Source organism: Haliea sp. E1-2-M8 (assembly GCF_030649675.1).
GTDB lineage: Bacteria > Pseudomonadota > Gammaproteobacteria > Pseudomonadales > Halieaceae > Haliea.
Genome location: NZ_JAUTDR010000001.1, coordinates 56536 through 71258, shown reverse-complemented (window position 1 = coordinate 71258; position 14723 = coordinate 56536). Strand labels below are relative to the sequence as shown.

Below are 14723 nucleotides of genomic sequence, written 5' to 3'. Positions count from 1 at the left end.
GCTTTTGTAAACTGCTACTGACTATAGTTCAGGCAGAATCTGATGCTTCGCAGCCTACAGGGACAGTATGCACCTCACCGGAACAGTGCGTGCACCGTTGCTGAGCGTTGCGCCATCCACATCAGAGGCTTTCCGGGACACCTTTGGCAGCCAGCGTGTCGCGCATGGTCGAGAGCCGCTCCGCATAGCGACGCCAGCGACCGACGGAGCGCGTGTGCGCTGGCTCACGCACCTGCACCACGCTCGCCGTGGTGACCGCTGCTTTCTGCTCGTGGAACGAGAGGCAGGCCTCCTCCCAGGGCAGCTCCAGGAAGTCGATAAGCGCGCGGGCATTCGGCTCGAGGTTGGCGGCCGTGTCTTCGTAGGAAATGTCAAAGAAACGGTCGCCGAAGCGGTCTCGCCAGGTCGCCATGAGATGGTAGTAGCGCGCGTGATGGCGCGCCATCTCAGCCTGGTCGTAGGAATGTGGATAGGCATCGGCAAAGAGTTGCTTGAAGCTTGCGAAACAGGCATCCATGGGGTCGCGGCGCAAGTGCACGATCTTCGCCCTGGGCAGGGCTTTCAGGATCAAAGGCAGGTAGAGGTAGTTGGGGGGCAACTTGTCGACGAAGCGCGGTTGTGTTCCCTGCAGTTTGCGGGTCGCCTGCAAATAAGCCTTGCCCAGTTGCTCCGGGTCGATCGCCGCGCCGATTTCCGCGAGCTTCGCGGACTGGCGCCGAGGCTCGCGGTAGTCTCCCATACGGCGAACACAGTGCCCGAACTGTTTCAGCTCTCCCGCCGAATGCACCTGCGAATGACTGGTGATGATACGCTCCACGAGCGTGGTGCCTGTGCGCGGCTGGCCGACCACGAAGATCGGCGCCGGGTCGTCATGCCCCCGCGCACCATCATATAACCAGGACTCAGTGAAAGTGTCGGCAAATGCCTGGTACATCTGGTCCTCCGCCGCCTCGTCGAAATCGATGGTCTTGCGCCGTGCGCGGGCGCCGCGCGCAAAGGCCTCGAAAGCCGGGTCCCAGTCCTCGAGATCCTCAAGCTCCTTGCCCAGCGCATAGCAGAGAAAGGCGAGCGAGCGGGGATTTTGCGACTCATCGCCGATCAGCCGCTCGAGTTGCTCGACGTGTTCCCGACCCTGCACTCGCCTCAGTCCGGACCAGAGCCAGTGCGCATTGGGATGCGAGGGGCTCTGCGCCAGCACCCGTTCCAGGTCGGCTTCCGCTTCCTCTATGCGATCGAGGAACATGTGATTGTTGGCCTGGTTAAGAAGGAAGGGGATACTATCGGGCCGCTGTTCGAGGGCGCGGGCGATCCATTCCCCTGCCTCTTGCTGATCACCCAGGAGGCCATGCACGGTCCCGATCAGATCCATCACGGTCGGGTTGCCGTCGTTGTGTTCGACTGCCTTGGCCAGCGCCGCGTCCGCCCGGGCAGACTGGCCCGCCTGCATGAACAGGCGGGCAAGATTCGCCCAGGCAGCCGCATGACCTGGCTGTAGCCTGGTCACGGAGCCAAAGGCCTGAACCGCACGCCAGGTCTGCTTGAGTTCGAGGGCGATCAGCCCGACGAGGAAATGCGCCTCGACGAGATCGCCCTTGGCGCCAAGCAGACGTTTACAGCAGGCCGATGCCTCGCTGGGGCGCCCTGCAGACAGGTGCGCAAAACCTTCGCGGAGGGTTTCCTGCATCCAGGGTTCTATCGGCACCTTGCTGGCAGTGCTCATGGCTGTCCCGGGTCTTCACTGAAACCGGCGGGGCGTCGCGTCGGCAACCCCTGCACTGCACGCCAGGCCTGCTCAATCGCAGTGTGTGTGTAGGCGGTCGCGGCCGCATCGGTATTGGCGATCGCGATCCTGCCGAACGGCTTGCGGGCGATCTCGTGGGGCGCCTCGTCCTCGGGCCAGTCCGGATCCCAGAGGTCGAGATACTCGTAGGCATAACCATGCGGCCAGCGGTTGACGGTAATGGCCAGGATGTCGCGCCGCACATCGAAGCCCGCGGGACCAAGCAGACCGTCGAGCACCGTGCGCACCTCGCGCTCGTAGTCCTCAAAGCTCATACCCAGCATGATAGCCCGCGACGCACGTAACTGACTCTTGATGTCCACGGCGTCCGCCGGCGGCGAAATACTGCCCCAGAAGACCAGCGCTACCGGGCCGGAGTCATCAATGGCGTGCTCGTAACCCCCGGTGTTGATGCCACGAAAGGTAAACAGACGCTCCATGAGGCGACCCGGGCAACGCACACCGTCAATACCGAGCGTATCGAGAGCGTCGGTGTTGCGGATAAGCACGTTGGTCAACAACAGGGGGTGCTTTACCTGATACTCAAGCGCTTCGCGCTGGGACTGCGGCAGCTCAGGGCACAGGTGCGGGATGATACTGTGATAGCAGGCGAGCACGCAGTGCCCTGCGGTAACCCGCAACACCTTGCCGTCGTTGATATAGCTCACGGCAACGCCGTCTTCCGTATTCGCGGTATTGATCACCGTCGAATTCAGTCGCAGGCGCACGGGATTCCCGGGGCGATCGAGCTCGGCGTAATTGAAGCGCGCCACTGCCACGTTAGCGGCCGTGGTACCGGGCGCGACCCCCGGGATCAACGTAGCCACCTGCAGCCGCGCCAGGCTGGCGTTGCCATCCGGCCACATGGCTACGGGATAGTCCCAGCCCTCCCCGTCCCAGCTTCCACCCAGCAGGTGCACCCCAGGAAAGCCGCTCTCCATCGCCTCCTGCGCCGAGAGCGCACGCATCTCGACGCCCCAGCCGCCGTGCTCCAGCTTGGCGAAAAGCTGAACGGCGTCCTCCGTGAGGCCGCCATGGCGGCGCAGGAACTCCGGGTAGGAAATGCTGCGCAGGTAGTCTTCAGCTTGCGCCTCGTCGAGGTGCTCAAGCAGATCCTCGCGAGCGGCATAAAAGTGCTTGAATGACTCGCGACCCGCCTCGGAGATCGGCATCTGATCGATCGTCGTGGAGTCGAGGCGCGCGGTCAGATCGCAGTTGACGACCAGGCGGTTTTCACCATACGTTGCGGCATCGAACCACATTGCGGGGCTGTTGGGCGCGGTGTCGCCGTAGTGGAACTGTTTCCGTTCGCGCATCAAATCCACATCGACGCCGTGGTCTTTCAGGAACTCCTGCACCGTTGCGCTGAAATCCCACCATTCGAGGTTGTGGGTACCACCCATCGACAGCACCATGCGCCCGGCCTGGTGGAACTCGTTGCGCCGCGCATGGCCGCCGAAATCATCGTGGTTCTCAAGCAGGAGGATCCGCCTGTCCGCACCGAAACGCTGCTGGTAAAAGCGTGCCGCAGCCAGTCCTGAGATACCCGCACCGACGATCACCAGGTCAAAGTGCTGGTCCAGATCGACGGGCTCGGGAAAGCTGCGACCCTCCCGGGCGAGTGCATGGGCGGACTCGAAGGCGCCCGGGTGGGACCCGCGCATGCCCGTTCGGACCGGAGGGTAATCGGCGGCGGACGGGGAGCTCGCGGCCGGCGCCGGTTTCTCCGGCGCTGCGGCAACAATAGACGGACACAACGCCATTGCCAGCGCCGCCATGCCGGCGTCGTGGATCAGATCGCGGCGTGTAATAACCGCGTCCATACCAAGTTCTGTGTCTGTCTTTTTATTCACCACGCGTTAGTCCTCATTTTTGCCGGGAGCAGCGGACTCACAGCCAAGCTTCCTTATCATCACGGCTGACAGTGCAGGAGGCAACCGGGAGTTACCGGTTTTTCCCTGATCTCCGAGCCGATGGGCCAGGTAGCGATGCAGGCACACCCTGACGTAGAATTTCACTGAATTCAGAATTGGAGAGCTTCGGAAATGCCCGAAATCAGTGTTCAACACCAGTGCGCCTCCCTCACAGACCTGGCATTGACAGATTCGTTTGGAGAGCCGGTTGGCCCCTTGCCGACACAGACCGACAAAGGCTTTTTCAAACAGGACAATATGATTGCAGGTACGTGGGAGTGCGAGCCCGGCACGCTACAGCTGGATCTGGACGTCACCGAATTCTGTCACCTGCTCGAGGGTCACTGGCGATTCACCTCTGAATCCGGGAAGGTCACCGAGGTTCGAGCCGGCGATAGCTGGGTCTTTCCGAAAGGCTGGAAAGGCTCCGCAGAAGTCGTGGAAAAAGTGCGCAAGGTATACATGATGCTACTGCCGGAATAACTCCGACTGAAAAGTGCCGGAGACCGGGTCGGCTGGGCGAATTCCCGCAGCGCCCTACTCCACCGTCACCGACTTCGCCAGATTCCGCGGCTTGTCGACGTCCGTCCCTTTCTGTACCGCGACGTGGTAGGCGAGCAGCTGCAGGGCGACCGTGTAGACGATGGGTTTGAGCAGCTCCGGGCAACTCGGCAGCGCCAGTACGTGAACCCGGGGCTCGTCGGCGAAGTGGGCCTCGCTGTCGGCAAACACATAGAGCTCGGCGCCACGCGAGCGCACTTCTTCCAGGTTTGACTTGAGCTTTTCCATCAGCTCGTCGCCGGGCGCCACGGCGACCACCGGCATATCCGCGTCCACCAGGGCCAGCGGCCCGTGCTTCAACTCGCCCGCAGGATAGGCCTCGGCGTGGATGTAGGAGATTTCCTTGAGCTTGAGCGCACCTTCCATGGCAATCGGGTAATGAATGCCACGGCCCAGGAACAGGGCATGCTGGCGTGGAATAAACGCGGAAGCCATGCGCTTGATTGCCGGGTCCAGGCTCAGGGTCTGCGCCACATAGTCCGGCAGACTGTGCAGCGCGGAAACCATATCGGCAGCCAATGCCGGTGTCAGCGCGTGCCTGCGGCCAAGCACCAGGGTCAGCATCAGGAACGCCGCCAGCTGGGTCGTAAAGGCTTTGGTCGAAGCCACGCCGATTTCGGTACCGGCCCGGGTCAGGAATACCAGGTCGGACTCCCGCACCAGGGAACTGTGATCCACGTTGGCGATCACCATTCTCGCCACAAAGGCTTCTTCATTGGCATTGCGCAGCGCGGCCAGGGTATCGGCGGTCTCACCGGACTGGGACACGGTGACCAGCAGGGTACCGGGATGAGTCACGCGCTTGCGGTAGCGGAACTCGGAGGCGACCTCCACCGCACAGGGAATACCGGCCAGTTCCTCCAGCCAGTAGCGAGCGACCATGCCCGCATGATAGCTGGTGCCGCAGGCGACGATCTGCACAGCCTTGACCTGATCGAAAATGGCGCCGGCATCGGCGCCAAAAACGCTGTCTTCGATTTCGCGGGCACCGGCGACGGGAATGGTGTCAGCCAGGGCCCGGGGCTGTTCGTAGATTTCCTTGAGCATGTAGTGCTCGAAATTACCCAGCCCTGTGCTCTCCTCCACCGACGAGATCATCGACATCTTGCGCTGCACCGGCTCCCCGGCGACGTTGGTGATTTGCAGGGAGGTCGCCGTAATCCGGACCAGGTCACCCTCTTCCAGATAGATGAAACGGTCCGTCACTTGCCGCAGTGCCAACTGGTCGGAGGCGAGGAAGTACTCACCAATGCCCACACCGACTACCAGGGGGCTGCCCTCGCGGGTGCCGACCACCTCATCGGGGTGCTCTGCATCGATGGCGGCCAGGGCATAGGCCCCCTGCAAACGGGGGACTACCGCCAGCATCGCCTGTTGCAGGCTGCGGCCCGATTCCAGCTCCCGATGCAGCAGGTGCACGATCACCTCCGTGTCCGTCCCTGACTGAAATTCGTAGCCGCTCGCCTGCAGTTCGGCGCGCAGCTCAGCATGGTTTTCGATAATCCCATTGTGCACCACGGCGACCCGCTGGCCCGAGAGGTGCGGGTGTGCGTTTACCGCGGAGGGTACGCCGTGGGTCGCCCAGCGGGTGTGGGCGATACCAACGCAGCCGTACTTGGGGTCCATGGCCTGGGCCTGCTCCAGCTCCGCGACCTTGCCCTGGCGCTTGTGCAACAGCAGGTTGTGGTCGCTGTCGATCAGCGCCATACCGGCGGAATCATAGCCCCGGTATTCCAGCCGCCGCAGCCCTTCAAGCAGGATTTCAGAGACTTCGCGACGGGCCGCCGCGGCAACAATTCCACACATGTTTCAGTCCTTGTCTGTTTTGCCCGGCCGCGTCCAGCCCTGAATATTGCGCTGCTTGCCACGCCCCACCGCCAGCTCCCCGGTGGCAACCGGGCGGGTTATGGTGGAGCCCGCGGCCACAAAGCCGTCGGCGCCAATCTCTACCGGGGCCACCAGTGTCGCGTTGGAACCCACAAATGCGCCATCGCCGATACGGGTAATATGCTTGTTGACCCCGTCATAATTGCAGGTAATGGTTCCGGCGCCAACATTGACCCCAGCACCCATCTCACAATCGCCGACATAGGACAGGTGATTGACCTTGCTGCCGACGCCTATATTGGCTTTTTTGGTCTCGACAAAATTGCCCACTCTGGCCTGATCACCCAGGCGGGTGCCGGGCCGCAACCTGGCATAGGGCCCGACATTACAGGCACTGCCCACGCTGGCGGACTCCAGGTGACTCATGGCGCAGATTTCGCTGCCCTCACCCACAGTGGCGTCCTGGAGGACACAGTTGGGGCCTATGGACACGCCATCACCCAAAACCACCTCGCCGGCAAACACGCAGTTCACATCGATAAACACATCCTGGCCACATTGCAGGCTGCCGCGGATGTCAATCCGGGCGGGATCCGCCAGCCTGACTCCCGCCTGCATCAGCGCCTCGGCACGCTGCCGCTGCAATTCGCGCTCCAAACGGCTGAGCTGCAACTGGTCGTTGACGCCCATTACCTCCAGCGGATTGGCGGCGGAGGCGGTTTGCACCGGCACGCCGTCAGCCACGGCAAGCGAGAGGACATCGGGAAGATAGTATTCCTGCTGTTGATTGCTGTTGTCCACGCTGGGCAGGTAGCGGTGCAGCAGACTGGCGGGTGCTGCCAGGATGCCGGTGTTGACCTCCCGCACCCCGCGCTCGGAGTCGGTGGCATCCTTGTGTTCCACTACCGCCATGAAAGCACCGTCGGCGTCACGCAGGACACGACCGTAACCCGCGGGATCTTCCAATGTGGCTGTCAGCAAAGCCGGCGCCCCCGCGGCGGCAGCCACCAGGGCCTGCAGAATACCAGGAGACACCAGTGGCACATCGCCGTACAGCACGAGCACTGTGCTCCCCTCGCCAATAGCGGGCAGGGCCTGCAGTACCGCATGACCGGTGCCGAGCTGCTGCCGCTGCTCAATCCAGAACAGCGCCTGCTCGCCAAAAACGGAGCGGACCTGTTCGGCACCGTGGCCGACAACCACATGAATGGCGGTGGGGGACAGCTGTTGCGCGCTGTCGATGACATGCGCAAGCAGTGGCTTGCCCGCCAACAGGTGCAGCACCTTGGGCAGGCTTGAACGCATGCGCGAGCCCTGGCCCGCTGCCAGGATGACGACTTCTAGAGACATTGCGGTGCCCCGTTCTCAGGAAAACCTGAAGCGCAGGATAACCCATTCGGCCCCGGGAATCCGAGGCCCGGAGGCGAATCTCTCGACTCAGCCGCGTCCAGCGCGATTGCGCATCTTGCGCAAGGTGGCGAGCTGAGCGGCGGCTTCGGCGAGCTGCGCTGAGGCCCGGCCGTAGTCGAAATCGCCCGACTGGTTGGTCAGGGTATGGACCGCTTCACGGCGGGCCTCCTCCGCAGCGGCCTCGTCGACGTCACCGGCACGCAGAGCAGCGTCGGCAAGGATGGAGACCACCCCGGGCTGCACTTCAATAAAGCCGCCCGACACGTAGTACACCTCTTCCTCGCCGCCCTGCTTGACGATGCGAACCGGGCCCGGGATCAGGGCTGACAGCAGCGGGGCGTGGCCGTAGGTCACACCCATTTCACCGAGGTCGGCGGTGGCCACCAGCATTTCCACCAGCCCGGAAAAGATTTCCTCTTCCGCGCTGACGATGTCGCAGTGAATTGTCATTACCATCTCCAGACCCTCTTCAGCAGTGCCTTACAGCTTGGCTGCTTTCTCAATGGCTTCGTCGATGCCGCCGACCATGTAGAACGCCTGCTCCGGCATGTGGTCGTATTCGCCGGCCAGGATTCCCTTGAAGCCGGAGATGGTTTCCTTCAGCGACACGTACTTGCCGGGAGCGCCGGTGAAGATTTCCGCCACGTGGAATGGCTGGGACAGGAAGCGCTCGATTTTACGCGCCCGGGCCACAGTCTGCTTGTCTTCCTCGGAAAGCTCGTCCATACCCAGGATGGCGATGATGTCCTTCAGCTCCTTGTAGCGTTGCAGTACGGACTGCACGCCGCGGGCAACGTCATAGTGCTCGTGGCCGATGATCAGCGGGTCCAGCTGGCGGCTGGTGGAGTCCAGCGGGTCCACCGCGGGGTAGATACCCTTGGCGGCGATGTCCCGGGCCAGTACCACGGTGGAGTCCAGGTGGGCGAAGGTGGTCGCGGGCGACGGGTCGGTCAGGTCGTCCGCCGGTACGTAGACCGCCTGGATGGAGGTGATGGAGCCGGTCTTGGTGGAGGTGATGCGCTCCTGCAGTACACCCATCTCTTCCGCCAGAGTCGGCTGGTAGCCCACTGCGGAGGGCATCCGGCCGAGCAGTGCCGAAACTTCGGTACCGGCCAGGGTGTAACGGTAGATATTGTCGATGAACAGCAGTACGTCGCGGCCTTCGTCGCGGAATTTCTCGGCCATGGTCAGGCCGGTCAGGGCCACACGCAGGCGGTTTCCGGGCGGCTCGTTCATCTGGCCGTAGACCATCGCCACCTTGGAGTTGCCCAGGTTCTCGATATCGACAACCTTGGATTCCTGCATTTCGAAATAGAAGTCGTTCCCTTCCCGGGTACGCTCACCGACACCGGCAAACACGGACAGACCGGAGTGCTCGGTGGCGATGTTGTTGATCAGCTCCATCATGTTTACTGTCTTGCCCACGCCGGCGCCGCCGAACAGGCCTACCTTGCCGCCCTTGGCGAAAGGGCAGACCAGGTCGATCACCTTGATGCCGGTTTCCAGCAGCTCGTCGGAAGCGGCCAGATCTTCATAGGCAGGAGCCTTGCGGTGGATGGAGGCGCGGTCCTTCTCACCGATGGGGCCGCGCTCGTCGATCGGGTTGCCGAGTACGTCCATGATGCGACCGAGGGTTTCAACACCCACGGGCACTGAAATCGGCGCGCCGGTATTTTCCACCGCGAGCTCACGGCTCACGCCCTCCGAGGAGCCCATGGCAATCGTACGCACAACGCCGTCGCCCAGCTGCTGCTGGACTTCCAGGGTGAGCCCCTTCTCGGTAACCAACAGTGCATCGTAAATATTGGGTACCGCGTCGCGTGGAAATTCCACGTCGATAACGGCGCCGATAATTTGTACGACTCGTCCGCTGCTCATGTTCGGATCCTCTGCATCAAAGTTCAATTCTGTCTGGCGCCAGCCGGACTGTCCTGCCGGCACCGAATGTATTGCAATTGCGCCTTAGCTGATAGCCGCGGCGCCGCTGACGATTTCCGACAGCTCCTGGGTAATCGATGCCTGGCGCGCCTTGTTGTAGACCAGCTGCAAGTCGTCGATCAGGTCGCCGGCGTTGTCCGTCGCGTTCTTCATTGCCAGCATCCGTGCCGCCTGTTCACAGGCGCCGTTTTCAACCACTGCCTGGTACACCTGGGACTCGATGTAGCGGGTCAGGAGACGCTCAAGCAGCACCATCGCGTCGGGCTCGTAGATGTAGTCCCAGTGGTGCTTCATCTCGGCGTTGTCTTCGGCCTCCAGCGGCAGCAGCTGCTCCACAGCGGGGGTCTGGGTCATCGTGTTGACGAACTCGTTGCTGACCAGGAACAGGCGGTCGATGTGCCCGTTCTCGTAGGCATCCAGCATCGTTTTCACGCTGCCGATCAGGGCCGCCAGGGTGGGATCTTCACCGATATCCCGCACCGCAGCGGTAACGTTGCCGCCATAGCTTTTGAAGAAAGCGGCTGCCTTGGCGCCGATCAGGCACAGGTCAATACCAACGTCCTGGTCGGCCCAGCCCTTCATGGCCTTTACGGTGGCCTTGAACAGGTTGATGTTCAGGCCGCCACAGAGGCCGCGGTCAGTAGAAACGACGATGAAGCCGACACGCTTGACCTCGCGCTCCACCATGTAGGCGTGGCGATACTCCGGCGCGGAGTTGGCAATGTGCCCAACTACCGAACGCATGCGACGCGCGTAAGGCTTGCCCAGCGCCATACGCTCCTGGGCCTTGCGCATTTTGCTCGCCGCGACCATTTCCATGGCGCTGGTGATCTTCTGCGTGCTCCGGATACTGGTGATCTTGGTCCGGATTTCTTTTCCGACTGCCATCTGGTTGTCCTCGGGCTTACCAGGTTTGCGTGGCTTTGAACTTCTCCAGCGCTGCTTTGAAACTCGCCCCGATTTCGTCGTTGTAGTCGCCGGTATCGACGATGTTCTGCATCAGGTCGGCGTGCTCGGCGTGCATGTAGGAAAGCAGCGCGGATTCAAAGTCACCGATCTTGTCGACTTCGATATCGCTCAGGAAACCTTCGTTCGCCGCGTACAGCACGATACCCATCTCGGCGATGCTGAGCGGATCATACTGGCCCTGCTTCATCAGCTCGGTGACGCGCGCACCCTGATCCAGCTGGGCCTTGGTCGCTTCGTCGAGGTCAGAGGCGAACTGGGAAAATGCCGCCAGTTCCCGGTACTGGGCCAGTGCGGTACGAATACCGCCGGACAGCTTTTTGATGATCTTGGTCTGGGCAGCGCCGCCGACCCGGGATACGGAGATACCGGCGTTCATCGCTGGACGCACACCGGCGTTGAACATGTCAGCTTCCAGGAAGATCTGGCCGTCGGTAATGGAGATCACGTTGGTCGGGACGAAGGCGGAGACGTCACCGGCCTGGGTCTCGATCACCGGCAATGCCGTCAGGGAGCCTGTCTTGCCCTTCACCTCACCCTTGGTGAACTCCTCTACATAAGCGACGTTGACCCGGGCTGCACGTTCCAGCAGGCGTGAGTGCAGGTAGAACACGTCACCGGGATAAGCTTCCCGGCCCGGGGGACGGCGCAGCAGCAGGGAGATCTGGCGATAGGCCCAGGCCTGCTTGGTGAGGTCGTCATAAATGATCAGGGCATCCTCGCCGCGGTCGCGGTAGTACTCGCCCATGGTGCAGCCGGCAAAGGGCGCCAGATACTGCATCGCCGCCGGATCGGCCGCCGTGGCCGCAACCACGATAGTGTGCTCCATGGCGCCGTGTTCTTCCAGTTTGCGCACCACGGAAGCGACCGAGGACGCCTTCTGGCCGATGGCGACATAAATACACTTGATGCCCGAACCCTTCTGGTTAATGATCGCGTCCACCGCGATGGCGGTCTTGCCCACCTGGCGGTCGCCAATAATCAACTCGCGCTGGCCGCGGCCAATCGGCACCATCGCATCGATCGCCTTGAGGCCGATTTGCACCGGCTGATCAACCGATTGGCGAGCGATAACGCCGGGGGCAACCTTTTCCAGGGCGTCAGTCAGGGCAGCATTAATGGGCCCCTTGCCGTCGATCGGCGAACCCAGGGCGTCAACTACGCGGCCCTGCAGTTCGGGGCCAACCGGCACTTCCAGAATACGGCCGGTGCAGCGGCAGGACTGCCCTTCCGCCAGCGTCTTGTAGTCCCCCAGGACCACTGCGCCTACGGAGTCGCGCTCGAGGTTCAGCGCCATGCCGAAGAGGCCGCCCTCGAACTCTATCATCTCACCGTACATGACGTCGGTAAGGCCATAGATGCGGATAATACCATCGCTGACCGACACCACGGTGCCTTCGTTGCGCGCTTCAGAAGAGATATCAAGCTGGTCAATTCGCTGCTTGATCATCTCGCTGATTTCTGACGGATTCAGTTGCTGCATGCTCTGTTCCTCAATCCTACAAATTCATCGCCGTCGCCAGCTTGTTCAGCCGGCCACGCACGGAGCCATCGATCACCAGATCGCCGGCTCTGATTAACACACCACCCAACAGGCTTGCGTCAGTTGTGTTGTGCACGTTCACTTCCCGCTGCAGGCGCTTGCCCAGTGCGGCCGCCAGCTTCTGCGTCATTTCATCCGCGAGCTCAAAGGCGGACACTACTTCTACATCCACCGATTTCTCGAAGTTGGCCTTGTAGCCGGCAAACAGCACGGTGATCTGGGGTAGCAGGCTCAGCCGCTTGTTTTCCGAGAGCACTGCAAGGAAGTTGTGCACCGGATCGCCGATGGCGTCGCCACACACATCCGCCAGCATCGTAGCCAGTTCGTGCCCGTCCCGGGACGGATCCCGCAGCAGCGCCTGCATGCGCCTGTCTGCAACCACCGCCGCGACCGTTTGCAACTGCGCGTGCCATTCAGCCAAAGCCTGGTTGTCGCGGGCATATGCGAAGGCCGCCTTGGCATAGGGACGAGCCAGTGTGGTCAGTTCCGCCATAAGGTCCTCACCATCAGAGTTCTGCAGCCAGCTTTTCGACCAGGTCCGCGTGTGCGTCGTGGTCAATGGTGGCGCCCAGTACTTTCTCGGCGCCGGCCATCGTCAGGGCCGCGACCTGTGAACGCAGGGCTTCCCGCGCACGGTTGGTTTCCTGGTCGATCTCCGCCTGCGCCGAGGCCTTCACCCGTTCCGCTTCGGTCTTGGCAGCGACCTTGGCCTCTTCCACGATCTGGTTGGCGCGCTTGTTGGCGGAATCGACGATGCCGGAGGCTTCGTGCTTGGCTTCTTTCAGGCGCTCAAGTGCCTTTTCCTGCGCCAGCTCGAGATCGTGGCTGGCGCGGTCCGCTGCAGCCAGGCCGTCTGCGATTTTCTTTTCGCGCTCATGCATGGCCGCAATGATCGGCGGCCAGACAAACTTCATGCAGAACCACACGAAGCCAAAGAAGGCGATTACCTGTCCGATAAGCGTAAGGTTGATGTTCACGCCGTACTCCTCACAGATATGAAGGGGCAGCCGGTGTGGCCGCCCCGCTCACGATATTGTTGCGGGGCTCTTGCTCAGGCCATGCCGGGTGCAACAACGAAGATCAGGTACATGGCCAGACCAACGCCGATAATCGGAATCGCGTCTACCAGGCCAGCGCCCAGGAAGAAGGTCACCTGCAGTTTGGGGGCCAGCTCGGGCTGGCGGGCAGAACCTTCGATGAGCTTGCCGCCCAGCATGCCGATGCCAATAGCGGCGCCCAGACCACCGAGGCTGATCATAATTGCAGCAGCAATAAGAACTAATTCCATGATTTTCTCCTAGCGTTAAAAGGCAAAGTTTAAGTGAATCAGTGGTCTTCGTGGGCCATGCTGAGATACACGATCGTCAGCACCATGAAGATAAACGCCTGCAGGGTGATTACCAGAATATGGAAAATCGCCCAACCAATCTGCAGGAAGCCGGCAGGCACCATCCAGGCCAGACCGGCACTGAACAGGGCAGCAATAAGAATAAAGATCATCTCGCCAGCGTACATGTTGCCAAACAGACGCAGAGCGAGCGAAAAAGGCTTGGCCAGCAGGCCCACAATCTCCATGAACAGGTTCACGGGGATAAAAAGCGGATGGTTGAATGGGTTGAGTGCCAACTCTTTGGCGAAGCCGAAGCCCTTTACCTTGATCGAGTAGTACAGAATCAGTATCAGCACACCGATAGACAGGCCAAAGGTAATGTTGGGATCAGTTGAGGGCACAATCTTCTGGTACTCGACCCCCAGCAACATCAGCAGCTCGGGCACGAGATCCACCGGCACCAGATCCATCAGGTTCATCAGGAAAATCCAGACAAATATGGTCAGGGATAAAGGTGCAATCAGGGGGTTGCGGCCGTGGAATGTGTCGCGGACGGTGTTGTCGACAAACTGTACGATCATTTCAATCGCATTGACGAAGCCGCTGGGTACGCCGGAGGAGGCCTTTTTGGCCACGCTGTAAAACATCCAGCTGAAGACGATACCAAGACCGATCGACCAGACCATGGAATCGACGTGGATCGCGGTAAAACCCATTGCGGCGGCTTCGGTACCGCCGTGCGCCATGACCCAGGCGCCACCGTCAGCGACGATGGAACCGTCATAGCGTTCATAGCCCTCGGGCAACTTGCCGTAGGTCAGGTTGGTCAGGTGGTGGACAATGTAATCTGAAACGGTCTGGTTTTCGCCTGCCATCGATCACAACTCTTGTTTCGGTTCGTTTCTGCGGGCTACAGCTTCAACAGCAGCCAGCTTCCTGTCATTTGTACCGCCAACATGGCGACATACCCGGCAAACACGGCGACCGGGGCGACCGGTCTCAGCAGGGCGAACACCGCGGCGAACCCCGCCACGCTCAAGAGGAACTTACCGATTGCTCCACCCAGTGCCGAACGCGCCAATTCCGGCGCAGACCGCGCTCCCCTGGAGCGAAACAGTCTGTCGGCAAACCACACCTGCGGCGCCACGGCCACAACACCTCCACACAGGACCGACAGTGCCACTGTCTGATCCAGGGCCAGCCATACCAGCAGGCATAAGGGAACAAGCGTGGCCAGTTGAGCCAGGGTTACGCGATGGACCGGAGGGACCGGATATGCGCTCACATTCCTGCGAACCACTGGCCGGACCCCGCACCATTTGCCACGCGACAGTTCCTCGTTTTGGGCGCGCGCATTATAGGAGTAATAGCGGGCAGGTTCAACCGCAACGCAAGGCATGGACTGCCGATATTTCGCTGTAGTTGCCGGCAAGATTGCGACATATTTACCTATTT

Annotated in this window: 14 protein-coding genes; 1 reads left to right on the top strand and 13 read right to left on the bottom strand. The window is 61.4% G+C overall.

The features are described 5' to 3' along the window. Nucleotides 1-121: 121 nt before the first annotated feature. Both Q6D67_RS00315 and Q6D67_RS00310 read right to left on the bottom strand, forming a co-directional pair. Nucleotides 122-1720 (bottom strand): tetratricopeptide repeat-containing sulfotransferase family protein, encoded by a 1599-nt coding sequence (locus Q6D67_RS00315; RefSeq protein WP_304703498.1) that lies wholly within the window; start codon nt 1718-1720, stop codon nt 122-124. Next, nucleotides 1717-3603: an NAD(P)-binding protein gene (locus tag Q6D67_RS00310; RefSeq protein WP_304703497.1), complete on the bottom strand. Its 1887-nt coding sequence runs from the start codon at nt 3601-3603 to the stop codon at nt 1717-1719. Before Q6D67_RS00310 ends, Q6D67_RS00315 begins: the two co-directional genes overlap by 4 nt. A gap of 222 nt (nt 3604-3825) precedes the next feature. On the opposite strand from Q6D67_RS00310, the gene Q6D67_RS00305 reads away from it, so the two are divergent. After that, nucleotides 3826-4176 (top strand): cupin domain-containing protein, encoded by a 351-nt coding sequence (locus tag Q6D67_RS00305; RefSeq protein ID WP_304703496.1) that lies wholly within the window; start codon nt 3826-3828, stop codon nt 4174-4176. Nucleotides 4177-4230: 54 nt separating this feature from the next. On the opposite strand, the gene glmS is transcribed toward Q6D67_RS00305, so the two are convergent. From glmS to Q6D67_RS00250, 11 genes are all read right to left on the bottom strand, one after another. Beyond that, nucleotides 4231-6060 (bottom strand): glutamine--fructose-6-phosphate transaminase (isomerizing), encoded by a 1830-nt coding sequence (glmS, locus tag Q6D67_RS00300; RefSeq protein ID WP_304703494.1) that lies wholly within the window; start codon nt 6058-6060, stop codon nt 4231-4233. A gap of 3 nt (nt 6061-6063) precedes the next feature. Continuing rightward, nucleotides 6064-7431, bottom strand: a complete 1368-nt coding sequence (gene glmU, locus Q6D67_RS00295; RefSeq protein WP_304703492.1) for a bifunctional UDP-N-acetylglucosamine diphosphorylase/glucosamine-1-phosphate N-acetyltransferase GlmU — start codon at nt 7429-7431, stop codon at nt 6064-6066. Between the two features lie 87 nt (nt 7432-7518). After that, the gene (locus tag Q6D67_RS00290; RefSeq protein WP_304703490.1) at nt 7519-7947 is read right to left on the bottom strand and encodes a F0F1 ATP synthase subunit epsilon; all 429 of its coding nucleotides are present in this window, start codon (nt 7945-7947) and stop codon (nt 7519-7521) included. Between the two features lie 24 nt (nt 7948-7971). Further along, nucleotides 7972-9369 (bottom strand): F0F1 ATP synthase subunit beta, encoded by a 1398-nt coding sequence (atpD, locus tag Q6D67_RS00285; protein WP_304703488.1) that lies wholly within the window; start codon nt 9367-9369, stop codon nt 7972-7974. A gap of 84 nt (nt 9370-9453) precedes the next feature. Next, on the bottom strand, nt 9454-10317 hold the full coding sequence (atpG, locus tag Q6D67_RS00280) for a F0F1 ATP synthase subunit gamma (protein WP_304703487.1): 864 nt from the start codon (nt 10315-10317) through the stop codon (nt 9454-9456). Nucleotides 10318-10333: 16 nt separating this feature from the next. After that, complete coding sequence (gene atpA, locus Q6D67_RS00275) at nt 10334-11878, bottom strand: F0F1 ATP synthase subunit alpha (protein WP_304703485.1); 1545 nt, start codon at nt 11876-11878, stop codon at nt 10334-10336. Between the two features lie 16 nt (nt 11879-11894). After that, nucleotides 11895-12431 (bottom strand): F0F1 ATP synthase subunit delta, encoded by a 537-nt coding sequence (locus Q6D67_RS00270; RefSeq protein ID WP_304703483.1) that lies wholly within the window; start codon nt 12429-12431, stop codon nt 11895-11897. Nucleotides 12432-12444: 13 nt separating this feature from the next. After that, the gene (locus tag Q6D67_RS00265) at nt 12445-12915 is read right to left on the bottom strand and encodes a F0F1 ATP synthase subunit B (protein ID WP_304703482.1); all 471 of its coding nucleotides are present in this window, start codon (nt 12913-12915) and stop codon (nt 12445-12447) included. 74 nt (nt 12916-12989) lie between these two features. After that, nucleotides 12990-13226, bottom strand: a complete 237-nt coding sequence (gene atpE / locus Q6D67_RS00260; protein WP_027949997.1) for a F0F1 ATP synthase subunit C — start codon at nt 13224-13226, stop codon at nt 12990-12992. 38 nt (nt 13227-13264) lie between these two features. After that, nucleotides 13265-14143 (bottom strand): F0F1 ATP synthase subunit A, encoded by an 879-nt coding sequence (atpB, locus tag Q6D67_RS00255; protein ID WP_304703479.1) that lies wholly within the window; start codon nt 14141-14143, stop codon nt 13265-13267. Nucleotides 14144-14178: 35 nt separating this feature from the next. Next, entirely contained in the window at nt 14179-14667 is a 489-nt protein-coding gene (locus Q6D67_RS00250; RefSeq protein WP_304703797.1) for an ATP synthase subunit I, read from the bottom strand. Between the last annotated feature and the right edge of the window lie 56 nt (nt 14668-14723).

Bases quoted from the DNA above. Each gene is read 5' to 3' on its own strand.
- Q6D67_RS00305 (WP_304703496.1), top strand. From the start codon at position 3,826: ATGCCCGAAATCAGTGTTCAACACCAGTGCGCCTCCCTCACAGACCTG.
- glmS (WP_304703494.1), bottom strand. From the start codon at position 6,060: ATGTGTGGAATTGTTGCCGCGGCGGCCCGTCGCGAAGTCTCTGAAATC.
- Q6D67_RS00290 (WP_304703490.1), bottom strand. From the start codon at position 7,947: ATGGTAATGACAATTCACTGCGACATCGTCAGCGCGGAAGAGGAAATC.
- Q6D67_RS00310 (WP_304703497.1), bottom strand. From the start codon at position 3,603: ATGGACGCGGTTATTACACGCCGCGATCTGATCCACGACGCCGGCATG.
- Q6D67_RS00250 (WP_304703797.1), bottom strand. From the start codon at position 14,667: ATGCCTTGCGTTGCGGTTGAACCTGCCCGCTATTACTCCTATAATGCG.
- atpD (WP_304703488.1), bottom strand. From the start codon at position 9,369: ATGAGCAGCGGACGAGTCGTACAAATTATCGGCGCCGTTATCGACGTG.
- atpB (WP_304703479.1), bottom strand. From the start codon at position 14,143: ATGGCAGGCGAAAACCAGACCGTTTCAGATTACATTGTCCACCACCTG.
- atpA (WP_304703485.1), bottom strand. From the start codon at position 11,878: ATGCAGCAACTGAATCCGTCAGAAATCAGCGAGATGATCAAGCAGCGA.
- Q6D67_RS00315 (WP_304703498.1), bottom strand. From the start codon at position 1,720: ATGAGCACTGCCAGCAAGGTGCCGATAGAACCCTGGATGCAGGAAACC.
- atpE (WP_027949997.1), bottom strand. From the start codon at position 13,226: ATGGAATTAGTTCTTATTGCTGCTGCAATTATGATCAGCCTCGGTGGT.
- atpG (WP_304703487.1), bottom strand. From the start codon at position 10,317: ATGGCAGTCGGAAAAGAAATCCGGACCAAGATCACCAGTATCCGGAGC.
- glmU (WP_304703492.1), bottom strand. From the start codon at position 7,431: ATGTCTCTAGAAGTCGTCATCCTGGCAGCGGGCCAGGGCTCGCGCATG.
- Q6D67_RS00270 (WP_304703483.1), bottom strand. From the start codon at position 12,431: ATGGCGGAACTGACCACACTGGCTCGTCCCTATGCCAAGGCGGCCTTC.